The organism is Micrococcus sp. 63XJN7_8_ISO-PGPR-S23-253 (genome assembly GCF_056173425.1).
In genome coordinates this window covers 2,348,834-2,371,697 of record NZ_CM149673.1, presented here as the reverse complement: position 1 = coordinate 2,371,697, position 22,864 = coordinate 2,348,834, and the positions used below count along the sequence as shown (strand labels likewise).

The 22,864-nt window shown below is 73.0% G+C and carries 19 protein-coding genes; 14 read left to right on the top strand and 5 right to left on the bottom strand.

Annotated features, from left to right (window positions below; translation table 11 throughout):
* Positions 1-29: 29 nt before the first annotated feature.
* On the top strand, positions 30-1,484 hold the full coding sequence (locus tag AC0VX4_RS10930; RefSeq protein WP_475464375.1) for an L-lactate permease: 1,455 nt from the start codon (positions 30-32) through the stop codon (positions 1,482-1,484).
* Positions 1,485-1,506: 22 nt separating this feature from the next.
* Here the strand turns inward: AC0VX4_RS10930 and AC0VX4_RS10925 are convergent, their stop codons facing one another.
* A complete protein-coding gene (locus tag AC0VX4_RS10925; protein WP_475464374.1) occupies positions 1,507-1,737 on the bottom strand; it encodes a hypothetical protein in 231 nt (76 codons plus the stop codon).
* 206 nt (positions 1,738-1,943) lie between these two features.
* On the opposite strand from AC0VX4_RS10925, the gene AC0VX4_RS10920 reads away from it, so the two are divergent.
* The gene (locus tag AC0VX4_RS10920; protein WP_002855366.1) at positions 1,944-2,609 is read left to right on the top strand and encodes a response regulator transcription factor; all 666 of its coding nucleotides are present in this window, start codon (positions 1,944-1,946) and stop codon (positions 2,607-2,609) included.
* A complete protein-coding gene (locus AC0VX4_RS10915) occupies positions 2,606-3,955 on the top strand; it encodes a sensor histidine kinase (RefSeq protein WP_002855364.1) in 1,350 nt (449 codons plus the stop codon). The genes AC0VX4_RS10920 and AC0VX4_RS10915 overlap by 4 nt, the downstream gene beginning before the upstream one ends.
* A 28-nt stretch (positions 3,956-3,983) precedes the next feature.
* Here the strand turns inward: AC0VX4_RS10915 and AC0VX4_RS10910 are convergent, their stop codons facing one another.
* Positions 3,984-7,361: a beta-phosphoglucomutase family hydrolase gene (locus tag AC0VX4_RS10910; protein WP_136940556.1), complete on the bottom strand. Its 3,378-nt coding sequence runs from the start codon at positions 7,359-7,361 to the stop codon at positions 3,984-3,986.
* A gap of 286 nt (positions 7,362-7,647) precedes the next feature.
* Between AC0VX4_RS10910 and AC0VX4_RS10905 the strand changes: the two genes are divergently transcribed.
* Complete coding sequence (locus AC0VX4_RS10905; protein ID WP_065572664.1) at positions 7,648-8,238, top strand: hypothetical protein; 591 nt, start codon at positions 7,648-7,650, stop codon at positions 8,236-8,238.
* 16 nt (positions 8,239-8,254) lie between these two features.
* Here AC0VX4_RS10905 and rlmC read toward each other — a convergent pair whose 3' ends face one another.
* Both rlmC and AC0VX4_RS10895 read right to left on the bottom strand, forming a co-directional pair.
* Positions 8,255-9,499 (bottom strand): 23S rRNA (uracil(747)-C(5))-methyltransferase RlmC, encoded by a 1,245-nt coding sequence (rlmC, locus tag AC0VX4_RS10900; RefSeq protein ID WP_369998173.1) that lies wholly within the window; start codon positions 9,497-9,499, stop codon positions 8,255-8,257.
* Positions 9,500-9,509: 10 nt separating this feature from the next.
* Positions 9,510-10,118: a HEAT repeat domain-containing protein gene (locus AC0VX4_RS10895; RefSeq protein WP_369998176.1), complete on the bottom strand. Its 609-nt coding sequence runs from the start codon at positions 10,116-10,118 to the stop codon at positions 9,510-9,512.
* A gap of 120 nt (positions 10,119-10,238) precedes the next feature.
* Between AC0VX4_RS10895 and AC0VX4_RS10890 the strand changes: the two genes are divergently transcribed.
* The 10 genes from AC0VX4_RS10890 (at position 10,239) to AC0VX4_RS10845 (ending at position 22,313) form a co-directional block, all read left to right on the top strand.
* Positions 10,239-11,213, top strand: coding sequence for an acyl-CoA thioesterase (locus AC0VX4_RS10890; protein ID WP_002855353.1), 975 nt, complete (start codon positions 10,239-10,241; stop codon positions 11,211-11,213).
* A gap of 24 nt (positions 11,214-11,237) precedes the next feature.
* A complete protein-coding gene (locus AC0VX4_RS10885; RefSeq protein WP_216879532.1) occupies positions 11,238-12,506 on the top strand; it encodes a phospholipase D-like domain-containing protein in 1,269 nt (422 codons plus the stop codon).
* Between the two features lie 231 nt (positions 12,507-12,737).
* The gene (locus tag AC0VX4_RS10880; protein ID WP_475464373.1) at positions 12,738-14,495 is read left to right on the top strand and encodes an ABC transporter ATP-binding protein; all 1,758 of its coding nucleotides are present in this window, start codon (positions 12,738-12,740) and stop codon (positions 14,493-14,495) included.
* Positions 14,492-16,585 (top strand): ABC transporter ATP-binding protein, encoded by a 2,094-nt coding sequence (locus AC0VX4_RS10875; protein WP_475464372.1) that lies wholly within the window; start codon positions 14,492-14,494, stop codon positions 16,583-16,585. The genes AC0VX4_RS10880 and AC0VX4_RS10875 overlap by 4 nt, the downstream gene beginning before the upstream one ends.
* A 379-nt stretch (positions 16,586-16,964) precedes the next feature.
* A complete protein-coding gene (locus AC0VX4_RS10870; RefSeq protein ID WP_157757317.1) occupies positions 16,965-17,135 on the top strand; it encodes a hypothetical protein in 171 nt (56 codons plus the stop codon).
* Between the two features lie 13 nt (positions 17,136-17,148).
* Positions 17,149-17,895: a hypothetical protein gene (locus AC0VX4_RS10865; protein ID WP_223246371.1), complete on the top strand. Its 747-nt coding sequence runs from the start codon at positions 17,149-17,151 to the stop codon at positions 17,893-17,895.
* Positions 17,892-18,947, top strand: coding sequence for a hypothetical protein (locus AC0VX4_RS10860; protein ID WP_065572658.1), 1,056 nt, complete (start codon positions 17,892-17,894; stop codon positions 18,945-18,947). The genes AC0VX4_RS10865 and AC0VX4_RS10860 overlap by 4 nt, the downstream gene beginning before the upstream one ends.
* On the top strand, positions 18,944-19,630 hold the full coding sequence (locus tag AC0VX4_RS10855; RefSeq protein WP_369998198.1) for an ABC transporter ATP-binding protein: 687 nt from the start codon (positions 18,944-18,946) through the stop codon (positions 19,628-19,630). Before AC0VX4_RS10860 ends, AC0VX4_RS10855 begins: the two co-directional genes overlap by 4 nt.
* Positions 19,631-19,646: 16 nt before the next feature.
* Positions 19,647-20,741 carry a permease gene (locus tag AC0VX4_RS10850; protein WP_369998201.1) on the top strand — a complete coding sequence of 365 codons (1,095 nt, stop codon included), beginning with the start codon at positions 19,647-19,649 and terminating at the stop codon, positions 20,739-20,741.
* A 54-nt stretch (positions 20,742-20,795) separates the two neighbouring features.
* Positions 20,796-22,313, top strand: a complete 1,518-nt coding sequence (locus tag AC0VX4_RS10845) for a SulP family inorganic anion transporter (RefSeq protein ID WP_475464371.1) — start codon at positions 20,796-20,798, stop codon at positions 22,311-22,313.
* Between the two features lie 10 nt (positions 22,314-22,323).
* Here the strand turns inward: AC0VX4_RS10845 and AC0VX4_RS10840 are convergent, their stop codons facing one another.
* The gene (locus AC0VX4_RS10840; protein WP_002856773.1) at positions 22,324-22,737 is read right to left on the bottom strand and encodes a VOC family protein; all 414 of its coding nucleotides are present in this window, start codon (positions 22,735-22,737) and stop codon (positions 22,324-22,326) included.
* Positions 22,738-22,864 lie beyond the last annotated feature (127 nt).

Genomic DNA, 22,864 nt, shown 5'->3' with positions numbered 1-22,864 from the left:
CGGGGTACACGAGGAGAGGGAGGTGCGGCGTGGAGGTGCTGCTCGCGCTCTCGCCCATCCTGCTCACCCTCGTGCTGCTGCTCACCCGGCTGCCCGCGTGGGTGGCCCCGGCGGCCGGGACGGCCGTGGCCGTGCTGCTGGCCCTCACGGCCTTCGGCGTGGCCCCGGGCGACCTGGGCGGCGCGATCGGCGCCGGCGTGCCCACGCTGCTCGAGATCCTGGCGATCATCGCCGGCGGCATCACCCTGTCCCGCGTCATGGAGTACTCGGGCGGGCACGCGCGCCTGGCCGCGTGGCTGTCGGCGGGCAACGGCCCCACGATCGCGACCGCGCTGCTCATGGTGCACGGCGTCATCCCGTTCCTCGAGACCGTGACCGGGTTCGGCGTCTCCCTGATCGTGGGCGTGCCGCTGCTGCTGGGACTGGGCTACACGGCGTTCCGGTCCGCGCTGATCTCCATCCTCGCGCTCACCATCGGCCCGTGGGGGTCCATGGCGCCGGGCACGCTCATGGGCGCGCGCCTGTTCGGCCTGGACTTCCGGGAGATCGGGGTCACCGCCGCGGTGTTCAACCTGCCGGCCTGCCTGGTGGCGGGCGTGGCCACGGTGCTGCTGCTGCGCGGGGCGCGCGGCATGCGGGTCGACGCCGGCGCGGCCCGCACGCTGCCCTGGCTCGGCGTCGCCGTGCTCTCCGGGGTCGCCCAGTGGGCGCTGATCCTGGGGGCGAACCTCCTGGTCGGCACTGCGCCGGCGGGCGCAGTCGCCACCTTCGTGCTCACCGTGGCCTGGCTGCTCGTGATCCGCGGCGGCCGGCTGCTGCCCGGACCGGGGCGGGACGTGGTGCCGTACCTGACGCTCATGGCCGGCACCGTGCTGGGCACCACCGTGAAGGGCGCGTTCGGGCTCGAGGGAACGGCGGCCCTCGTGGGGACGCCGGCGCTGTGGGCGTTCGTGGCGGTGGGCGTGGGCGTGTGGCTGCTCCCCCTCGACGCCGCCGCCCGCCGCCGCGTCCCCCGCGAGGCCGGGAAGCTGTGGGTGGGCACCGCCATCCCCAACGCGCTCTACGTGGCGTTCGGGCTCATCCTCTCCGCCGGCGGGGTCTCGCAGGCGCTCGCGGGCGCGCTCAGCGGGATGGGGGAGTCCTACCTGGTGGCGATGCCGTTCCTCGGCGCGTTCGCCGGCTTCATCACGGCCTCCAACACCGGGGCCATGGCCCTGATCGGCCCCCTGCAGATGGACACGGGCGCCGCGCTGGGCGTCCCCCCGCCCTGGTCCAACGGCCTGCACAACGCGGCCGCCGGCTGGGGCATCGTCGCCGGACCCGCCCGCATCCAGGTGGCCCACGGCATGGCCGCGGGGGCGCAGTCGCCGCAGATGCCCGGCTGGACCGTGACGCGGCGGAACCTGTTCGTGGTGCTGCTGCCCGCCATGCTCGCCGGCATCCTCGGCATGGCTGTCATGGGCTGGTTCCTGCTGCCTCGGTGACGCGCGGCGCCCCGTGGCCCCCTCACCCCCGTCGGCGCAGGGCGGCCTGCAGCGTCGCGAGCGCCGTGGCCGTCACCCCGCCCACGCCCGCGGCCAGCAGCATCCGCCACACGTCCGCGAGCCCGGTGTGCCGGGACGTGAGCATCAGCGTCGCGACCGTCGCGAGCACGCCTCCGAGGGTCACGAGGAAGCCGGGGCGCTCCTCGGCGGGGGAGGCGGAGCAGGTGGGGCAGGGGGCGTGCTGGGCGGTCAAGGCGGTCTCCTCGGCAGGGTGAACGGACGATCGGGCCGGCGCCGGCCGGCTGCCCTCATCCTCGGCCGCCGGGCCGGCCCGCCGACACCGTCTCCGGTCGCCCTCCGCCCCGCCCCCGGGAGCCGGCCCGGTCCGCCCCGAGGCGGGGGCCGACGTCGACCTGCGGCGGACGCGCGGCGGCCTGTGCGCCGCCTAGGCTGGACGCCATGATCCGAGTAGTCGTGGCCGACGACCAGACGTTGATGCGCACCGCCCTCGAGCACTTCGTGGCCCAGGCGGAGGACCTCGAGGTGGTCGGCTCCGCCGAGGACGGGGTCCAGGCCCTCGAAGCGGCCCGCACGCTGGCCCCCGACGTCGTGCTGATGGACATGCAGATGCCCCGCATGGACGGCGTCGAGGCCACCGCGCGCATCTCCGCCGAGGCCCCGGGCGTGCGCGTCCTGGCGATCACCACCTTCTCCTCCGAGCAGTACCTCGTCCCCGCCCTGCGCGCCGGCGCCGCCGGCTACCTCGTGAAGGACGCCCCGCCGGCCGAGGTCGTGGACGCCATCCGCCGAGTCCACGCCGGGGACGCCGTGTTCTCCGCCCCCGTGGCCGCCGATCTCGTGGAGGCCGTCACCGCCGCCCCCGAGCACGCCGCCCCGTGCCCGGCCGAGCCGCTCGCCCCGCACGAGCGCCTCACGGAGCGCGAGCTGGACGTGGTCCGCGAGCTCGCCAAGGGCGCCTCCAACGCGGAGATCGCCGGTGCCCTGTTCCTCGCCGAGGCCACGGTGAAGTCCCACATCGGCAAGGTCCTAGACAAGTGGCAGGTCCGCGACCGTGTGCAGATCCTCATCCGCGCCGCCCGCGCGGGCCTCGTGGACATCGGATGAGCACCGCGGCGCCCGCCCCCGCCCGGCCCACGACGGCGACGTCGCGCCCACCCGCCGATTCGCCCCTGGACTCCCGCCTGCCGGCGATCCTGCGCGCGGAGCCCGTCTCCCGGCACACGCGGATCGTCCTCTACGTGATCGTCGGGCTCATGGTGGTGGGGGAGATCCTCACCCTGGTGCTGGGGCCCATGGTGGCGGCCGGGCTGAGCGCCGATCCCGAACTCGCGGCCCTCCTCGAGGAGGACGGCGGGCTGAGGGGTGAGGGGCGGGAGCCGCTCCTGCGCTGGGTCCTGTTCCTGGCGAGCGTGCTGGTCACGCTGCTGTTCGGGTGGCAGCCCACCCTGGCGGCGGTGCTCGTGCTGCTCGGGAGCACGTTCGGTCTGGTGGGCCTCGTAGAGGCGGACCACGCGCACCTCACCCCACAGGCCTTCACCGGCGGGGTCATCCTCGGCGCCGCCATGGTGACGCGGTACTCGCACCGGGCGTTCGTCTGGTCCGCCCTGGGCGCCCTCATCCTGCTCACCGTCGCGGGCGAGCTCCTCACGGACGGCACGTGGGCGGACGAGGACGGCCTCAAGGGCGTCATGGTCGTCACGCTCATCCTCGCGCTGTGCGTGGCGGTGCCGGCCTTCATGATCCGCCGGTCCCGGCATCGGACCCGGGACCGCGAGGCGGCCCTGCGCCGGGCCGAGGAGGCCGCTGCCTGCGCCGCGGAGGCCGAGCGGCAGCGGATCGCGGCGGAGCTGCACGACGTCGTCGCGCACGGGCTCACCGTGATCTCGATGCAGGCCGCCATGCTGCCCACCCAGAAGGACCCGGAGAAGCGGGCCGCCGCGGAGAAGGCCATCGAGCAGGCCGCCCGGCAGTCCCTCGTGGACCTGCGCCGCATGCTCACCGCGCTGCGCGGCTCCTCCCGCAACGCGCAGACGGCGGAGGGGGACGCCGTCGTGGACCTGCCGGCCCGCCTCGACGAGTTCGAGGCCCGCCTGCACGCGGCCGGGTTCGCGGTGGAGCGCTCGCTGACCGAGCTGGAGGAGCTGCCGCGCTCCCTGGAGCTGACCGTGCTGCGCGTGGTGCAGGAGTCGGTGACGAACATCCTCAAGCACGCCCCGCGCCGCGGCACGGTGCGCCTGACCTCGGAGCTCGAGGGCGCGGACCGCCTCGTGCTGTGCATCGCCAGCCCCATGGACGAGGGCGAGCCCCGCCGGGACCGCGTGGTGGTCGCGATGGCCAGCGGCTTCGGCCTGGCCGGCATGCGCGAGCGCGTGGCCGTGTTCGGCGGCACCCTCATGGCCGGCCCGCTGGGCGGATGCTGGGTGGTCCGGGCCGAGCTGCCGCTGCGCTGAGCCGGGGCGGGGCCGACGATGGCGGCCCTCAGTCCAGCGGGACCGTCAGCCTCTCGCCGGGGGAGAGGATGTGCTCGCGGCCGGCGATGACCATCGGCACGTCGTGCCACATGCCCTCGCCCGCGGACACCGTCACCTCCCGCTGGGTCATGTGGATGACCACGGGCTGCTGGCGGAACCGGATGGTGAACCGGGCGCCGGGCAGCTGGGCGGGCATGCGGGGGTGCAGCCGGACGACGTCGTCGCGCGTCTCGAGGCCCGCGTAGCAGCGGATCACCGTGTCCACGGTGCCCGCCATCAGGCCCAGGTGGATGCCCTCCTTCGTGGTGCCGCCCTGCGTGTCCGAGAGGTCCGACTCGAGGGCCTCCGTGAACAGGTCCCACGAGCGGTCCGGGTCCGTGCGGGCCGCCACCCACGCGTGCACCAGGCGGGAGAGCGTGGAGCCGTGCGTCGAGCGGGCCTCGTAGTAGGTGACCATCCGCTCGAACGCCTCCTGCGGCAGCTCGTAGCCCATGCGGCGCAGGATCCGGTCCAGCTCCTCGGCGGAGAACAGGTAGCCGAGCATGAGGGTGTCGGCCTGCTTGGAGAGCTTGTAGCGGTTGGTGGCGTCGCCCTCGGCCTGCAGGATCAGGTCCATGCGGCCGATGTTCCCGTACTTGGCGCGGTAGGCCTCCCAGTCGAACTCGAGCAGGTCCTGGTAGCCCTCGAACTGGGCGAGGATGCCGGCCTCCTCGCCCTCCTCGAAGAACGGCACGGTCAGACGGGCGCTGACCTCCTCCCAGCGCTCGATCTCCTCCTCGGAGATCTCCATGAGCTCGGGCAGGCCGTCGTCGATCGTGTCCAGCCAGCGGACCAGGCGGGCGGTCTCCGCGAGCACCCACGAGGTCAGCACGTTCGTGTACGCGTTGTTGCGCAGGCCGGAGCCGGGGGCCTCGGGGTAGCCGTCGTGGAACTCGTCCGGGCCCATGACGCCGTGGATCTCGTAGCGGTCCGTGACGGCGTTGTGCAGGGTCATGGACATGAAGAACCGGGAGATCTCCACGAGCATCTCCGCGCCGTAGTCCGAGATGAAGGACGTGTCCTTCGTGATCTCGATGTACCGCAGCACGGAGTAGGCGATGTCCAGGGAGACGTGCCGCTGGTTGTGGGAGTTGTCCGGCATCCACATGCGCGAGCGCGGGTTCCACAGCTCGGTGGGCGTCTCCTCGGAGCCGTCCGCGCCGGACTGCCACGGGTACATGGCGCCGGCCCAGCCCGCGGCCTGGGCGTTGGCGCGGGCCTCGTTGAGACGCCGGTAGCGGTACATCAGCAGGCCGCGGGTGATCTCGGGGCGGCGCAGCGTGAGCATGGGGTAGACGTAGATCTCGTCCCAGAAGATGTGGCCGCGGTAGCCCTCGCCGTGCAGGCCGCGCGCCCCCACGGAGGCGTCCAGGTCCCGGCGGCGGCCGTAGGCCGTCTGGAGCACGTGGAACGTGTGCAGGTTCAGCGCGAGCTGCTGGCGCAGCGACGCGCCGTCCTTGCCCATCGGGACCGCCGACCCCACCGGGGCCGAGTGGCCGGCGGCGACGACGGGCGGCGCGTACTCGCCGCCGGTCTCCGCCGCCGTGGAGCGGCGGTGGTGCCGGTACGGCTCGGCCAGGTCGATGCGCACGGAGAACCGGTCCCAGTTGGTGCCCCAGCGCTGCTCGTGCAGAGTCAGCAGGTTGCGGAAGTTCTGGGCGCGCTGGGCGTCCTTCACCGCCGACTCCCACACGGAGGCGCTGGCGTGGTCGTGGCTCGTGGCGACGGCGGCGACCTTCTCCAGCACGAGCGGCACGCCCTCGTCCACGTGGAGGAGGATGTCCTGGCCGACCACCAGGTCCGAGCCGTCCACGGGGCGGCGGATGGGCTCGTGGTGGCCCACCGGCGCTACCTGGCGGGTGCGGGTGGCCACGGCCACGTGGATGCCGGACTGGTTGGTGGCGGTCTCGAGCAGGACGGTCTCGCCGTCGATCTCCCGGGCCTGGACCGGCTCGAGGTGCTGGTTGGCGAGGGTGCGGTCGTCGGAGACGTTGAGGTTGGCCACGCGGCCCTCGATCTTCGATCGCACCGTGAGGTCCCCGGACCAGTTCTCCGCCACGACGGTCAGCTCGAGCGCGGCGAGGTGCCGGTTGGCCAGCGAGGTGAACTGCCGGGTGTGGACCGTGGTGCGCCGGCCCTGCTCGTCCTCGAAGGTCATGGTGCGGGAGAGCACGCCGCGGCGCAGGTCCATCTCCTGGCCGTACTCCACGAGGTTCTCCTCACCCGGCAGCAGCGGGCGGCCGTGGCGCGGGGTCACCACGAGCGGGGTCCAGTCCTGGATGTTGACCATGTGCTCGGTGTCCACGACCCGGCCCTGGACCATCGAGGTCAGCCGGTTGAACACCCCGGCCATGTAGGTGCCGGGGTAGTGGACGGAGGAGATGCGCGTGCCGGGCACGGCGCCGCGGGTGCCCCAGTACCCGTTGGCCAGGGTGCACAGCACCTCGCGGGTGCCCTCGGAGGCCGGGTCGAAGTGGTCCCAGCGCAGCACCCACGCGGGGTCGAACGGGGTGGTGGTGCGGTCCTCCAGATGCAGGGTCCCGTAGTCCTGGACCACCAGGTGGGCGCCGGCCGCCTTGAGTCGGCCCTTGCCGAGCTCGGGTTCGCGGTCCACGCCGATCACGAGGCCGAAGCGGCCGTCCGCGGCGGCCTTCACACCGGAGACGGCGTCCTCGAGGACCATCGCGTCCGCGACGTCGACGCCCAGCTCGCGGGCGGCCTCCCAGAACATCGCCGGGTCCGGCTTGCCCGGCAGCCCGCGCTCGACGGCGGTGTTCCCGTCCACGATCACGGGGAAGAAGTCCAGCACGCCGCCGGCCGTGAGCACGGCGCGGGAGTTCTTGGAGCTGGTGACCAGTGCGACCGGCACGCCCTTGGCCCGCAGCCGCTCGAGGAGGTCCTGGGCCTCAGGGAACACGCGGACGCCGTCGCGCTCGAGCACCTGCTCGAAGTAGCCCTGCTTGCGCTCGGCGAGGGCGAGGACCGTCAGCTCCGGGGCCGCGTCCGCCTCGGGGGAGTCGGCCTCGGGGACGTGCAGGCCGCGGGAGGCGAAGAACGTGCGGACCCCGTCCTCACGGGGACGCCCGTCCACGTGGTGCAGGTAGTCGGCGGCGGCGTCGAAGGGGCGCAGCACGTCCGGGTCCGCGGCGACGACGGCGGCGTTGGCGGGCAGCGCGCCCACGGCGGGCAGCGCCCCGTCGAAGAGCTCCTTCCACGCCTGCGCGTGCACGCCGGCGGTGTCCGTGATGACCCCGTCCATGTCGAAGATGACGGCGCGGTAGCGGCGGAGCCGGTGGCGGCGGGCGTTCAGGTCCTGCGGGGCGGCGGGGGTGAGCGTCTGGGACATGGGAACCAGCCTACGGGCGGGGAAGGGGGGCCGCACGGGGAGTGCCGCGGCGATGTTCACCGCAGCGAGCACGCCGTCGTTCCGGCCGACCGCACCGCAGCGACATCACAGCGGTTCTCAGCTGCGCTGATGTCGCTGCGGCGCGGTGGGTTCCGGGAATAGGGTCGTGCCGACGGGGCGGACGTGTGCCCCCGCGCACCGGAAGCGTGGCCCGGGAACGAGCAGGACACACTCGGCGGAGATGGCTGGGGGGCGAAGGGCTCATGAACTGGATGAGGAGCAAGTGATGGATGCGAAGCCGACGCGGTTGCGGAAGAAGGCGACGCAGGAGGAGATCCTGGCTTGTCTGCCGGTGCAGGCGCGGGTGCGTCCGGCGCGGTGGCTGTTCCTGTGGCTGATCGTCGTGGTGTGCACGGCGGTGTTCATCTGGGTGATCTTCCGGCCGCCGGAGGATGTCTCGGCCGGGTTCGGGGTGTGGCGTGTGGCGTCGTTCATCGGGTTGGCGCTGGCGTTGGCGGTGCTTCCCTCCGCGACGATGGGTCTGTTCCGGCCTCGGCATGTCACGTTCGATGAGCGACGGGTGTGGACGCGGGACTGGTCCGTGGACTGGGCGGACGTGAAGGAAGTCCGTGCTGTGGCGCCAGAGTCGGAGCACACGATGAAGGTGGCGCTCAAGGTGGACGAGCGGCTGTGGAACGAGGGTGGTCTGCGCAAGGCCAACCGGTGGGACTCGGGACGGCCGTTGCAGGGTGGCGGGTTGACCCGTGCGCAACCGCTCGTGCTCACGCAACCCGCGCTCACGCCGTCGGCTCTGACGCTGCTGCAGGTCTTCGTCGAGTTGAAGAAGCGGAACCGTCGGGCGGGGAGCCCGCGGTGACGCGCCCCGGCCCCCGTCACCGCCGGGTCAGCAGCGTGAGCACCTCCGCGTGCCGGGTCTGCGGGAACATGTCGAACACCTGCACCCGCGCCACCCGGTAGGAGGGCATCCGGGCCAGGTCCTGTGCGAGCGTCGTCGGGTTGCAGCTCGAGTACAGCACGGTGGGCACGCCCGAGTCCTCCAGCGCGTCGGCCAGCTCGGCGCCGATGCCCCGCCGCGGCGGATTCACGACGACGGCGTCCGGGCGGGCCCGCCGTTTCTCGAACGAAAGCGCCTCCGGAGCCCGCCGTTTCTCGAACGAAAGCGCCTCCGGAGCCCGCCGTTTCTCGAACGAAAGCGCGGAGGTGGCGTCGCCGGCGGAGAAGCGCACCCGGTCGGCCAGGCCGAGCTCGGCGGCCGTCTCCCGGGCCGCGGCCACCGCCTCGGCGGAGGACTCCATGCCCCACACGTCGGGCACGCCGGCCCGGGCCAGGTGGAACGCGAACCCGCCCACCCCGCAGTACAGGTCCCACGCCGACGCCGGCACGCCGCCCTCGGTAATCCACGCCGCCGCCGTCGCGTACAGCCCCTCGGTCACCGCGGTGTTCGTCTGGAAGAACCCCTGCGGGCGTAGCCGCAGGCCCACCCCGTTGAGCCGCATGGTCAGCGTCGGCCCGCCGGCGAGCACGATCTCCTCGTCGCCCTCGGGCAGGGCCACGTGCTCCGGCAGCAGGTTCGCGCTCACCACGGCGGCGGGTGTCCCGCGCGCCGCGAGGTCATCCAGCAGCCCCGGCACCGCCGCGCGCAGCGCGTCCAGCCGGTCGGCGGAGCGCAGCACGAACCGGACCATCGCCTCCCGGTCGGGGGAGAGCGTCACGATCACGTTCTTCAGCTCGCCCGTGCGGGCGGCGACGTCGTAAGGCTCCAGCTTGGCCGCCGTCACCGCCGCCGCGCACGCCTCGAACACGCCCTCCATGCCGGCCTCGTACAGGCCGCAGTCGCGCAGGTCCACGCCGGCGCCGTCGTGGTGCCGCGGGTGCTGGCGGGGGTCCAGGATGCCCAGCCGCGGCGCCGCCGCCGTGCCCGTCACCACGAGCTTCGCCTTGTTCCGGAACCCCGCCTCCGCGGAGGCGAACGGCTCGGCCACGACCGTGTCCGCATCGACCGCGTCTGCCAGCGCGGCCAGGACCGCGGCCTGCTTGTCCGCGAGCTGCCGGGCGTACGGCACGCCCATCAGCGGGCAGGAACGGCACTCGCCGACGTCGAAGTGGGGGCACTGCACGGGCGTCGCCTCAGCCCTCGAGGCTGACCCGCAGGCCGGGCCGGTCCAGGCGGATCGCGAGCTGCTCGAGGGCCAGCTCGGCGGCCGCGGCCAGGTCCGCGTCCACGTCCATCACCATGCCGGTGAGCACGGGGAGGGCGGCCTCGAGGTCCTTGGGGCGGGCGAGGGCGCCCAGTGCGGACGCGGCCGACGCGCGGACCTCCGGGTCCGGGTCGGCACAGCCGGCCCGCACCGCGTCCACGAGGGCGCGGTCGACGGCGGCGTCGCGGCGCAGCGAGCCGGCCCGGGAGGCGAGCACGAGGTGGGCCGCCGAGCGGACGTCCGCCTCGGGGGCGGTGAGCGCCCCGGTCAGGGCGGGCAGCGCGCTGCGGTGCCACGCGTGCATCAGGGCCAGGGCGCCGGTCGCGGCGGGGCTGAGGTCGCCGTCGTCGCCGGTGAGGGCGCGGGCGGCGCCCGAGGTGACGTCCTCGGGGGTGGCCGCGCCGGTCATCAGGCGCACCGCCAGCCCGGCGACGGCGGCCTCCCCGCGCTCGGCGACGGCGGCCTCGGTGCGGCGTCGCAGGCGGTCGTGCGGGGTCTGGGGCTCCGCGGGCAGGGGGAGACGGTCGAAGGCGGTCATGGGTCCATTGTCCCCCGTGCGTGGACCCGCCTGGGGCGCGGCCGGGAGGTTCCCCCCAGACTCCTGGACGGGGCGTGACCGGCCGCACAGGGCCCGGACTCGGGTGATACGTTCGACGGCATGAGACCCCCCGGAGCCCTCGCCCTCGAATTCCGGGCGGACAGCTTCGACCATCCCACCGGCCTCGTGGACGCCGGCACCGTCATCTCCTGGATCGAGAAGGCCGGCTACGCCGTCGCGGCGAGCTGGGCCGGGACGTTCGTGCGTGCCCGCTACATGGGGCACACCCAGTTCCGGCACCCCGTGCCGGTGGACCGCCGTGCCGTGGTGCAGGCGCGCGTGGTCCACACGGACGGCGCCGAGGTGCACGTCCAGACCCGCCTGCTGCTGCCGGAGATCCGCAACGACGACGGCGACCCCATGGTCGCCACCTCGTCCCTCGTGGTCTACGCCGCGGAGGAGGACGGGGTGCGCGTGACCGTGCCGGTCTGGGAACCCTCGACCCCCGGCCAGATCGAGCGCGACGAACAGGCCCGCCGCTCCACCGTGGCCCGCCGCGCCGTCGAGCGCGGCATGGCCCGACTGCCGTTCCCCGCGCCCGGGGAGGCCCCCGAGGAGATGAGCACCCTCGCGTTCCTGGCCCCCAACACGGAGGCCACCGTGGGCGGCACCATCAACGCGGGCGCGATCCTGCGCTGGGTGGACGAGGCGGCCGCCGTCTGCGCCGCCCGCTGGACCGGCCATGAATCCGTGGTCGCGGTGTTCGGCGGCGGTGTGCGCTTCGTGCGGAACATCCACGTGGGCGACCTCGTGCGTGTGGAGGCCCTCCTGGTGAACACCACGGAGCGGTCCATGCATGTGGCGCTGCGCGTCTACGCGAGCCGACGCACCGGGGCGGAGTCCCGCCTGGTGGCGCACTCGATCGCCGTCATGGTGGACGTCTCCGCGGAGGACCAGGCCCAGCGGGTGCGGCAGTACGTCCCCGAGAGCGAGAGCGCCCGGCGGCTGCAGGAGACGGCGATCGAACTCGTGCGCATGCGCTCCGAGGTGAGCGCGGCCTGGACCGAGATGCGCCGCTCGACCGATCCGCGCTGACGGGGCCCTCAGTAGACTGAGCGAATGCGCCGACCGTCCCTGCCGTCCCTGTCCCGCCTGCCGGTCCGGCGTCTCCTCCGGGGAGCGGCCGTGGCCGCGGGCGTCGGTCTCGTGGGGCTGCCCCTGACGGTCGCCGCCGGGCTCACCGGGGTGGACATGGTCAAGCGCAGGGGCCGAGTGCGCCGGCCGGCGCAGAACCCCGGCGTGTTCGACGCCCACGTGACGGGCTCCGAGCTGCGCATCTTCACCTCGGGCGAGGACCTCTACGAGGAGATGATCGCCGCGATCGACGGAGCGCAGCGGATCATCAAGTTCGAGACCTTCATCTGGAAGGCCGACCCCACGGGCCAGCGGTTCATGGACGCCTTCAACCGGGCGGCCGCGCGCGGCGTGGAGATCTACGTCTCCTACGACGGGTTCGGGAACCTCGTGGTCCCGCCCCGCTTCTACCGTCAGCTGGACCCGCGCATCCACGTGTTCCGGCTGCCGGCCTTCGCCCGCCCGATCTGGCGAGGCGTGGTCCGGCACAGCGGGTTCAACCACTCGAAGATCATGGTGGTGGACGACGAGGTCGGCTTCGCCGGCGGCTTCAACATCGGCGACGACTACGCCCGCCTGTGGCGGGACACCCACGTGCGCGAGCGCGGCCCGGCGGTGTGGGCGCTGGACCAGTCGATCTCCATCAAGTGGAACGCGCACCACCGCGCGGGCGAGCAGATGTCCTGGCGCCCCCCGGACACGTGGGACCCGCGCGTCACCGTGTCCGCGAACCAGCCGCCGCTGCTGGTCTACCCGATCCGGCTGAGCTACCTCGAGGCCATCCAGCGGGCGCAGCACCGCATCCTCATCAACACGCCGTACTTCGTCCCGGACCAGCAGGTCCTCGAGGCGCTGCTGCACGCGGCCCGGCGCGGGGTGGACGTGCAGGTGATGGTGCCGGAGGACTCCAACCACATCGTGGCGGACTGGGCCTCGCGCGGCTTCTTCGGGCAGATGCTCGAGGCCGGCATCACGATCCTGCTGTACAAGGCCAGCATGATCCACGCGAAGACCGCCACCGTGGACGGCATCTGGTCCACCGTGGGCTCGGCCAACATCGACCGCCTCTCCCTGGGCTACAACTACGAGTCCAACGTGGTGGTCGTGGACCGCGACTTCGCCGCCCGGATGGAGGAGATCTTCGCCCTCGACGCCCAGCAGGCCGTCCGGATCGACGCCCCGCGCTGGGAGGACCGTCACGGCCTCGCCCGCGTGGTCGAGGCCCTCCTGGCCCCGCTGCGTCCCCTGCTCTGAGAGGCCCGGGCGCTGAGCCAGACGTTTCTGTCGTTCTGACGTTCGATTCGCGGCGGAATCATCTGGCTCACGCCCCCTGGCGACGTCTCCCGCACGGCCGTCCGGGCGCGTCCCACGGCGAACACCCCGACCTCCCCGCCCGCGGCTGGGGCACAATGAACCCGGCCCCCTTCGGCCCACCTCCCTGCGGCCCACGCGGCCGTGCGCCCATCCCGACTCCCTGGGAGCCCCATGCTCTGGACCCTGCTCCGCCGTCACGGGCGGCGCTATCGCGGCGCCGTCGCCGCCGTCGTCGTGCTGCAGCTGATCAGCACGCTGGCCATGCTGTACCTGCCCAGCCTCAACGCCCGCATCATCGACGAGGGCGTGGCCCGCGGCGACACCGCCCGCATCTGGGACATCGGCCTCGTGATGCTCGGCGTCGCGCTGGTGCAGGTGGTCGCCGCGATCGCCGCCGTGTGGTTCGGCGCGCAGGCCTCGATGGGCGTCGGCCGGGACCTGCGCCGCGCCGTCTACACCCGCGTGGACGCGTTCTCCGCGGAGGAGCTCGGCCGCTTCGGCGCCGCGACCCTCATCACGCGCGGCACCAACGACGTCAACCAGGTCCAGATGCTCACCCTCATGGCCCTGAACTTCATGGTGGCCGTGCCGATCATGGCGGTCGGCGGCATCATCATGGCCATCCGCGAGGACCCGGGCCTGTCCTGGCTGGTGTGGGTCTCCGTGCCGGTGCTGCTGGTGATCGTGGCGTGGATCGTCGCGCGTCTCATGCCGCTGTTCCAGCGGATGCAGGACAACATCGACGACGTCAACGGCGTGATGCGCGAGCAGATCCAGGGCATCCGCGTGGTCCGCGCGTTCGTGCGCGAGCGCCACGAGACGCGCCGGTTCACGGACGCGAACGCCGCCCTGACGGAGACGTCCGTGCGGATCGGCCGGCTGTTCGTGCTGCTGGGCCCGGTCATCACGATGATCCTGCACCTGGCCACCGCCGCCGTCCTGTGGTTCGGCGGTGAGCGCGTGGACGCGGGGCTCGTGCAGGTCGGCGCGCTCACCGCGTTCATGCAGTACCTGCTGCAGATCCTCATGGCGGTGATGATGGGCACCTTCATGATGATGATGCTCCCGCGCGCCGTGATCTCCGCCCGCCGCATCGGCGAGGTCGTGGACACCGTCCCCACGCTCGGCGAGCCGGCCCGCCCGGTGACCCCCGCGCGTCGCGACGGCGCCCTGGAGCTGCGCCACGTCACCTTCCAGTACCCCGGCGCCGAGGCGCCGGTGCTCGACGACGTCAGCTTCGCCGTCGCCCCCGGCACCACGACGGCGATCATCGGCTCGACCGGCTCCGGCAAGTCCACGCTGATCAGCCTGCTGCCGCGGCTGTACGACGCGACGTCCGGCGAGGTGCTCGTGGACGGCGTGCCGGTGACCGACCTGGCCCGGGCCGAGCTGACGGAGGCCGTGGCGCTCGTGCCGCAGAAGCCGTACCTGTTCTCGGGCACCGTGCGGGAGAACATGCAGTTCGGGGCCCCGGACGCCTCGGACGAGCGCATCTGGGCGGCCCTCGAGACGGCCCAGGCCGCCGACTTCGTGCGCGCCCGCACCACCGGCAAGGGGGAGGCGGCCGCCTCCGGTCTGGACTCCCGGCTGTCCCAGGGCGGCACGGACGTCTCCGGCGGCCAGCGCCAGCGCCTGTCCATCGCGCGTGCCCTCGTGGCCGAGCCGCGGATCCTCGTGTTCGACGACTCGTTCTCCGCCCTGGACGTCACCACCGACGCGCGGCTGCGGGCGGCGCTCGACCGCGCGGCGGCCGGGGTGACCCGGATCGTCGTCGCCCAGCGGGTGGCCACCATCACCGACGCCGACCAGATCATCGTGCTGGACGAGGGCCGCGTGGTCGGCCGCGGCACCCACGCCGAGCTGCTGGCGGACAACCAGACCTACCGGGAGATCGTGGACTCCCAGCTGACCGCGGAGGACGTGGCATGAGCGAGCACCTGACCGACGAGGAGATCCTCGAGATCCAGGAGCAGGGCGCCACCGACGACTGGGGCGACGGCCCGGCCCGCAGGGCCAAGGCGTTCTGGCCGTCCGCGAAGCGGCTCCTGAGCCTGTTCCGCACGGAGAAGCTGGGGCTGGCCGTCGTCGCCGTCATGGTGCTGGTGGCCGTGGTGTTGAACGTGTGGGCGCCGCGCGTGCTCGGCCAGGCGATGGACGTGATCTTCGGCGGCGTGGTCTCCGCGCAGATGCCCGGCGGGCTGAGCCGCGAGCAGGTCATCGACGGGCTGCGCGCCCAGGGCGAGGACCAGGCCGCGGAGATGCTCTCCGGCATGGCGTTCACGCCGGGCGAGGGGATCGACTTCACCGAGCTGGGCCGGCTGATCCTGATCGTGCTGGCCATGTACCTCGTGGCCCAGCTGTTCATGTGGCTGCAGGGGCGTGTCCTCAACGACCTCGTGATGCGCCTCGTGTTCCGCCTGCGCGAGGACATCGAGGCCAAGATCAACCGGCTGCCGCTGAGCTACTTCGACCGTGGGCAGCGCGGAGATCTGCTCTCCCGCACCACCAACGACGTGGACAACGTCCAGCAGGCCCTCCAGCAGGCGTTCGCCTCGCTCGTGTACTCGGCGCTGACCGTGATCGGCATCGTCGGCATGATGTTCTGGCTGTCCTGGCAGCTCGCGCTCATCGCCCTGATCGCGCTGCCGGTGGCCGGCGTGGTGGTGGGCGTGATCGGCAAGAAGTCCCAGGCGCTGTTCTCCGCGCAGTGGCGGGAGACGGGCCGGCTCAACGGGCACATCGAGGAGTCGTTCACCGGGCACGAGCTGGTGACCGTGTTCGGCCGTCAGCGGGACATGGCCGCGCGCTTCGACGAGCGCAACGAGGAGCTGTACGAGGCCGCGTTCAAGGCGCAGTTCTACTCGGGGATGATCATGCCGATCATGCAGTGGGTGAACTGGCTGGGCTACGTGGGCATCGCCGTGGTCGGCGGGCTGCGCGTGGCCAACGGGCAGATGACCCTCGGCGCCGTGACCGCGTTCATCCAGTACTCGCGCGAGTTCAACCAGCCGCTCGGGCAGATCGCCGGCATGTCCAACATGCTGATCTCCGGCGTGGCGTCGGCCGAGCGCATCTTCGAGCTCCTCGACGAGCCGGAGGAGACCCCCGACGGCACCCCCGCCCGCACTTTCGTTCGGGGAACGGCGCCCTCCGAGAGCGCTTTCGTTCGGGAAACGGCGCCCTCCGCCGCCTCCGGGCCCGACGGCGTCGCCCACCTCCCGCGCCCGCTGCGCGGTCGCGTGGAGTTCGAGCACGTGCGCTTCTCCTACACGCCGGAGAAGCCGCTCATCACGGACCTGAACCTCGTGGCGGAGCCGGGGCAGACGGTCGCGATCGTCGGGCCGACCGGCGCCGGCAAGACCACCCTGGTCAACCTGATCATGCGGTTCTACGAGGTGGACGGCGGGCGGATCCTGCTGGACGGCGTGGACACCCGCACGGTCAGCCGCGGCGAGCTGCGCGCCGCCACCGGCATGGTGCTCCAGGACGCGGTGCTGTTCGGCGGGACCATCCGGGAGAACATCCGCTACGGCCGGCTCGACGCCACGGACGAGGAGGTCGTGGCGGCGGCGAAGGCCACCTACGTGGACCGGTTCGTGCACACCCTGCCCGACGGCTACGACACCGTGATCGAGCAGGACGCCGCCAACGTGTCCGCGGGCGAGCGGCAGCTCATCACGATCGCCCGCGCGTTCCTGGCCCAGCCGTCCATCCTGATCCTGGACGAGGCCACCTCCTCCGTGGACACCCGCACCGAGGTGCTGGTCCAGGGGGCCATGGCGGCGCTGCGCAGCGACCGCACGAGCTTCGTGATCGCCCACCGCCTGAGCACCATCCGGGACGCGGACGTCATCCTCGTGATGGAGGACGGCGACATCGTGGAGCAGGGCTCCCATGACGAGCTGCTCGCCGCGAAGGGCGCCTATCACCGGCTCTACATGAGCCAGTTCCAGGGCGGGGAACAGGCGGAGGAGCAGGACGACGACGGCGCGCCCGCCGCGCGCGAGGACGCCCGCTGAGGCCGGGGCGGGATGGCGCCGGCGCCCAGCCACTGGCCGCTGGCCGCTGGCGTCGCTGCGACACGGGACCACCCCATGACCTTCTCGATCCAGGCGCCGGTGAGTTTCACGAGCCCGCACCTCTCCGGAGCCGGAGGCGTACGAGGCTAGGACGCGCGGCGGTGACGGGAGTATCGAAGCCCGATCGTCGGGCCACCCCTGCCGGTGTGGCCGCGCTCATTCGTCCCCTGAGATTGCGCATCCGTCACGCGCAGGACCCTCTTGACTCGCTGGTGGGGCACGTCTGTGGACCGACCGAGAATTCTCTGGACGCAGGGCGAGCGCCTTCATAGAGTGTGATGTAGATCATGACTGAGCGTGAACCATAAGGAGGGGCGACATGGGTATGAAGCAGCGGAGTTCTAAGGTCGGTGCCGGCGTGCCCGTCGCTGGACTGTTGGCCGTCTCCGGTGCGGTGCCAGCGCAGGCGCTGACGGACTCCGGTCGGCAGGACTGCAGCGCAGGACTCCTCCTGTCGGGCACCTACGGCTACTGCTACTACCCGTACTGACTCGCCGGCACCGATGACTTCATCACGCATTCCTGCGACGGCCGCCCTGGTGGCGGCCGTCGCCCTGACCCTCACCGGCTGCGTCGGTCGGGAGTCTGCGGGCCTCGGCGGTTCATCCACGGTCGCCGCTCCCCCCACCGCGACGGCCGAGAAGACCTGGGACGCCTCGCAGTGGGTTCCCACCGAGAGGATCGAACCCCTCCTGACGACGGAAGCGGAGAAGGAGCGCGCCTACCGTGAGCAAGTCGCGCGGCACGCTCAGGGGGCGGGAATGCCCGCGCCGCCTCAGGTGGAGCGCTCCGGGTGGTACGCCACGTCCCTCGAGTCGGACCGCATGGTGTCCACATGCCTGGCCGAGGCCGGGTGGCCGAACTCGGTCGGTCCGACCGGGGGAATTCAGATCGACACCCCACCTGAGTCCCAGAGGTCTGCTTTCGAGGCGGCCTACGTGACCTGCTACGCACAGCACCCGGTGGATCCGAGCTACACCCAGGACTGGACCGATCCGCAGCTCCGCCTCGTCTATGACTACTGGGACCAATACCTCATCCCGTGTCTCGAGGCCTACGGCTACACGGTCGACACCTCCGCGCGCCCCTCCAAAGAGGCATTCGTCTCCGCGTTCTACACTCCAGGCCGCCACCAGTGGTGGCCCTTCGCGGACAGCATGAGGGGCGTGTCGGCAGAACGCCAGGCCGAGGTCGCGCAGACATGCCCGGAGCTTCCGCCGCAGGATGTCTTCTGGGGGTCATCCGGATGAATCGCCCCGCCCGCTGGGCCGCCCTCGTCCTTGCGCTCGTGGCCGTCGCCGCGCTCGCCTTCTGGGCCGGCCGGGTCACGCTCACCCCTCCGGCTCAGGCCGAGCAGCGTCCGGCCGCGAGCGCCCTCGTCACCGTCGCCGAGCAGGAGCTCGGCCGCGTCATCACCCTCGGCGTCTCCGTGTCGCGCGAGCAGACGCCGGCGGCGGTGAACGCGCTGACCGGCGTCGTCACCCGGGCCGGAGAGTCCGGCGAGGTGGCTGCCGGGGAGGTGCTGTACGCCGTCGCCCAGAAGCCCGTGCTCGTCCTCCAGGGCGAGCTTCCCCAGTGGCGCCCTCTCGGGGAGGGCACTTCCGGCGACGACGTCGCCGCGTTCCAGCGCATGCTCGCCGCCACCGGCGCGAAGGTGGAGGCCACCGGCACGTGGGACGAGGCCACCGCGGGCGCCTGGGACGACTGGCTCACCGAACGCGGCTACCCCGCCGCGGACACCGTGGAGCTCGGCCAGCTCGTGGTCCTCGAAGCCCTCCCCGCGCCCCTCAGCGTGGACGCGAAGACCACCGCCGTCGGCACCACCCTCGCCGGCGGCGAGAACGTGGTGGCCCGCCCCGGCGACCAACCGGACTTCGCCCTCGAGGTCAACCAGGAGCAGGCCGCCCTCATCCCGGCCGGCACCCAGGTCACCGTGCCCCACGGCGAACACGAATGGAAGGCCGTCGCCGGCGAGTCCACCTCCGACGAGCAGGGCCTGATCCGCATCACCCTCACCGCCCCGGACGGCGGCGTGGTCTGCGGCGAGGACTGCGACGCCCTGCCCGCCGACGCCACCACCTCCCTGCTCTCCCAGGTCAGCGTGGTCCCGCCCGTCTCCGGGCCCGTGGTCCCCGTGTCCGCCCTGCGCACCCAGCCAGACGGCGCCGCGACGGTCACGGTGGTCCGGGACGGCGCCGCGGAGGACCGCACCGTCACCGTCCTCGGCTCCGCCGACGGCCTCGCCGTCGTGGACGGCGTGGACGCCGGCGAGCAGGTGCGCGTGCTGAACGGCACCCGATGACGGGGCCCGCCACCCCGGGCACGCCCGCCGCCCCCGTCGTCCCCGCCGCCCTCGCCGTCGAGGACCTGCGCTTCGCCTACACCAGCGCCGCCGAGGAGCTGTTCGACGGCCTCACCCACGTGTTCACGCCGGGCGCCGTCACCGCCCTCACCGGACCCTCCGGGCGCGGCAAGTCCACCCTCCTGTACGTGCTCGGGCTCATGCTCACGCCCACCTCCGGAGTGGTGCGCCTCGGCGACGTCGACGCCTCCACCCGCCCGGACCGGGAGCGCTCCCGCCTGCGCGCCACCTCCGTGGGATTCGTGTTCCAGGACTCGGAGCTGGACCCGTCCCGCCCCATCCTGGACTCCGTGGTGGAGCCCGGCCTCTACGCCGGGCTGGAGCGCCAGACGCTCGAGGACCGGGCACGGGCGCTGCTCGAGCGCTTCGGCCTCGCCCACCGCGCCGACCACCGGCCCGGGCAGGTCTCCGGCGGGCAGGCGCAGCGGGTGGCCGTGTGCCGCGCCCTCGTGAACGCGCCCGCCGTCGTCCTCGCGGACGAGCCCACGGGCAACCTCGACCCGGACAACGCCGGCCTCGTCATGGCCGCCCTCGCCGATGCCGCCGCCGAGGGGCGCACCGTGGTGGTCGCCACCCACGACCCCGCCGTCGTCGCCCGCGCCGACGAGGTGGTGCGGCTGTGAACCGGGAGGACCGCCCATGAACCTGCGCACCCTGCTGCGTGAAGCCGTCACCGCCGCACGCACCTCTCCCGTGCCCTCCGCCCTCGTGCTGCTCGTGGTGGCCGCCATGTGCTTCGCCGCCGTGGCCACCGTGGGCAGGCAGGCCGCCACCGAGGCGGCCGTCGCCGCAGAGCTCTCCGGCCCCGGCGCCCGCGTGCTCACCGTCACCGACACCGGCGGCACCGGTTTCCTCACCGGCGCCACCGCGGCCACCCTCGCCGGACTCGACACCGCCGAGGCCGCCCTCGCCCGGGACTCGCCCATGGACGCCGTGAACACCGGGATCGGCCGGGGCGGCGCCCGCGTGGCCGTGACGAACGTGGTCGGCACCCTGGACCGTGGCATCGAGCTGACCCGCGGCCGCCTGCCCGCCCCCGGCGAGGTGGTGGTCCCCGAGGCCAAGCTCGCCGAGCTCGGCCTCGCCCAGCCCTCCGGAGCGCTCGAGGCCACGGACGGCCGCCAGTGGGCCGTCGTCGGGGCGTTCCAGGCCCAGGACCCCTTCCAGGACCTCGACGGCTACGCCCTCACCGTCCCCGCCGCCGCGGACGCCCTCGTGATGCAGCAGGTCCGCGTCCTCGCCGCCGACACCGCCGGCACCCGCGCCATGCAGGAGGCCGCGCTCGCCGTGATCGACCCCGACCCGCGCGCCTCCTCCATCCAGACCGCCCGTGCCCTCTCCGCCGGCAACCAGGTGATCACCGGCGAGCTCGCCGGGCTCGGACGCTCCCTGCTGCTGCTGATCCTCGGAGCCGGCGCGTTCTTCGTGTCCATCGTGGTGCTCGCCGACGTCCTCATCCGCCGCCGCGACCTCGGCCGCCGCCGCACCCTCGGCATCGGCCGCGGAGACCTGATCCTGCTCGTGGCCGTGCGCACCGCCGTGCCTGCGCTGCTGGGCGCCGTGCTGGGCTCCGGAGCCGGGTACGCCGTCGTCGCCGGCCAGGGCGGGACGCTGGGGGTGGACTTCGTGGCGGCGGTGGCCGTGCTGGCCGCCCTCACCGCGCTGCTGGCCAGCCTCGCCCCGGCGGCGTTCGCCGCGTTCCGCGACCCCGTGCGGGTGATGCGGACCGCATGAGCCCGTCGGGTGGCCTCAACGCGCGCCCACCCCACGCGCCGCTACCCTCGACGCATGCCCTCCTCCGCCTCCGTGGCCGCGCCCGACCGCGCGCCCACGCCCCTGGAACGCCAGTCCGTGATGCGCACGCTCCGCACCCCGCGCTGGCTGCGCACCGAGGTCCTCGCGGGCCTCGTGGTGGCGCTGGCGCTCATCCCGGAGGCCATCGCGTTCTCGATCATCGCGGGCGTGGACCCGCGCGTCGGCCTGTTCGCCTCCTTCACCATGGCGGTGACCACGGCGATCGTGGGCGGCCGGCCCGCCATGATCTCCGCGGCCACGGGGGCGGTGGCGCTCGTCGTCGCACCGCTGTCCCACGCGCACGGGGTGGGGCACCTCCTGGCCGCGATCATCCTCGGCGGCGTCATCCAGATCCTGCTCGGCGTGTTCGGGGTGGCCCGGCTCATGCGGTTCGTCCCGCGCTCGGTGATGGTGGGGTTCGTCAACGCGCTGGCCATCCTCGTGTTCACCTCGCAGCTGCCCGAGCTGATCGGCGTCCCGTGGCTCGTGTACCCGCTCACGGCGTTGGCCCTGGCGATCGTGGTGCTGTTGCCGCGGCTCATCACCGCGGTGCCTGCGACGCTCGTGGCCGTCGTCGTGGTCACCGCCCTGGTGATGGCCGCCGGCCTGGCCGTGCCGCGCGTGGGGGACCGTGGCGCGCTGCCGGATGCGCTGCCCGTGCTCGGCCTGCCGGACGTCCCGCTGACGTGGGAGACCCTCCGGTTGATCCTGCCGTTCAGCATCGGCATGGCATTCGTGGGGCTGCTCGAGTCCCTGCTCACCGCGAAGTTGGTGGACGACATCACGGACACCCGCTCGGACAAGACGCGCGAGTCCTGGGGGCAGGGTGTCGCGAACGTGGTCTCGGGGCTGTTCGGCGGCATGGGCGGCTGCGCCGTGGTGGGGCAGACCATGATGAACGTCAAGGCGAACGGCGCCCGCACCCGGATCTCCACCTTCCTCGCGGGCGTGTTCCTGTTGGTCCTCGTGGTGGCCCTCGGGGGGTTCGTGGCGCAGATCCCCATGGCCGCGCTCGTGGGCGTGATGATGTTCGTGGCCGCCGCCACCTTCGACTGGCATTCGGTGCGCCCCGCCACCCTGCGCGCGATGCCGCGCTCGGAGACCGCCGTCATGGCCGTGACCGTCGCGGCCACGGTGCTCACCCACAACCTCGCGATCGGCGTGGGTGTGGGCGTGCTCGCCGCGCTGGTGCTCTTCGCCCAGCGCGTCTCGCGTCTGGTCACGGTGGTCCGCGAGGTCCACGACGACGGCGACGCCGTCACGTATCGCGTGCACGGCGCCCTGTTCTTCGCGTCCTCGAACGACCTCTACTCGCAGTTCGAGTACGCCCTCGATCCGCCGTGCGTCGTGATCGACATGGGTGCCGCGCACGTGTGGGACGCCTCCACTGTGGCCGCGCTCGACTCGGTGCTGACCAAGTACGCCCAGCACGGGATCCACGCCGAGGTGACGGGGCTGAACGAGGCCTCCGCAGCGATGCACGCGCGCCTCACCGGGCGGCTCGGCACCTGAGCCGGCGGGCTCAGGCGGTGACGAACTCCCACTGGTGGCCGTCCGGGTCGACGATCTCGCGGGAGTGCATGCCGGAGTCGGCCATCTCCTCGCGCAGGTCCACGGGCAGGGGCACCTCGGCGGCGCCGAGCTCGACCGCCCGGTCCGCCAGGGCGTCCACCGCCGCCGCGTCGCCGACGCTCAGCGCCATGAGGGCGGAGTTGGTGGTGAGGCAGTCGGCGATCTCACGGTTGCCGATGAAGTCGGTGTAGTAGCCGGGGCTGAGGTACATCGCGTACGTCGACTCGGTGAGCTCGATGCACACCGAGTGCTCGTCCGAGTAGTCGTCCATCGCGGTGGCGCCCAGGGTCGTCCAGAACTCACGGATCCGCTCGGTGTCCGTCGTCGGGAGGTTGATGAACACCGGCTGGGAGAACAAGGCCATGGGGAGCACCGTAGACGAGGGGTTCGGCCCGCCGCCACCGCGCGCGTGTCGCGGGCGCGCGGGCGTGGCGTGGGCCACGGGGCTGCTTCCGACGGCGGCGCCCGCGGCCTGGCGCGTCCGCCCCCGT

Bases quoted from the DNA above. Each gene is read 5' to 3' on its own strand.
- AC0VX4_RS10920 (WP_002855366.1), top strand. From the start codon at position 1,944: ATGATCCGAGTAGTCGTGGCCGACGACCAGACGTTGATGCGCACCGCC.
- AC0VX4_RS10915 (WP_002855364.1), top strand. From the start codon at position 2,606: ATGAGCACCGCGGCGCCCGCCCCCGCCCGGCCCACGACGGCGACGTCG.
- AC0VX4_RS10910 (WP_136940556.1), bottom strand. From the start codon at position 7,361: ATGTCCCAGACGCTCACCCCCGCCGCCCCGCAGGACCTGAACGCCCGC.
- AC0VX4_RS10905 (WP_065572664.1), top strand. From the start codon at position 7,648: ATGGATGCGAAGCCGACGCGGTTGCGGAAGAAGGCGACGCAGGAGGAG.
- AC0VX4_RS10895 (WP_369998176.1), bottom strand. From the start codon at position 10,118: ATGACCGCCTTCGACCGTCTCCCCCTGCCCGCGGAGCCCCAGACCCCG.
- AC0VX4_RS10890 (WP_002855353.1), top strand. From the start codon at position 10,239: ATGAGACCCCCCGGAGCCCTCGCCCTCGAATTCCGGGCGGACAGCTTC.
- AC0VX4_RS10885 (WP_216879532.1), top strand. From the start codon at position 11,238: ATGCGCCGACCGTCCCTGCCGTCCCTGTCCCGCCTGCCGGTCCGGCGT.
- AC0VX4_RS10880 (WP_475464373.1), top strand. From the start codon at position 12,738: ATGCTCTGGACCCTGCTCCGCCGTCACGGGCGGCGCTATCGCGGCGCC.
- AC0VX4_RS10875 (WP_475464372.1), top strand. From the start codon at position 14,492: ATGAGCGAGCACCTGACCGACGAGGAGATCCTCGAGATCCAGGAGCAG.
- AC0VX4_RS10870 (WP_157757317.1), top strand. From the start codon at position 16,965: ATGGGTATGAAGCAGCGGAGTTCTAAGGTCGGTGCCGGCGTGCCCGTC.
- AC0VX4_RS10865 (WP_223246371.1), top strand. From the start codon at position 17,149: ATGACTTCATCACGCATTCCTGCGACGGCCGCCCTGGTGGCGGCCGTC.
- AC0VX4_RS10860 (WP_065572658.1), top strand. From the start codon at position 17,892: ATGAATCGCCCCGCCCGCTGGGCCGCCCTCGTCCTTGCGCTCGTGGCC.
- AC0VX4_RS10855 (WP_369998198.1), top strand. From the start codon at position 18,944: ATGACGGGGCCCGCCACCCCGGGCACGCCCGCCGCCCCCGTCGTCCCC.
- AC0VX4_RS10850 (WP_369998201.1), top strand. From the start codon at position 19,647: ATGAACCTGCGCACCCTGCTGCGTGAAGCCGTCACCGCCGCACGCACC.
- AC0VX4_RS10845 (WP_475464371.1), top strand. From the start codon at position 20,796: ATGCCCTCCTCCGCCTCCGTGGCCGCGCCCGACCGCGCGCCCACGCCC.
- AC0VX4_RS10840 (WP_002856773.1), bottom strand. From the start codon at position 22,737: ATGGCCTTGTTCTCCCAGCCGGTGTTCATCAACCTCCCGACGACGGAC.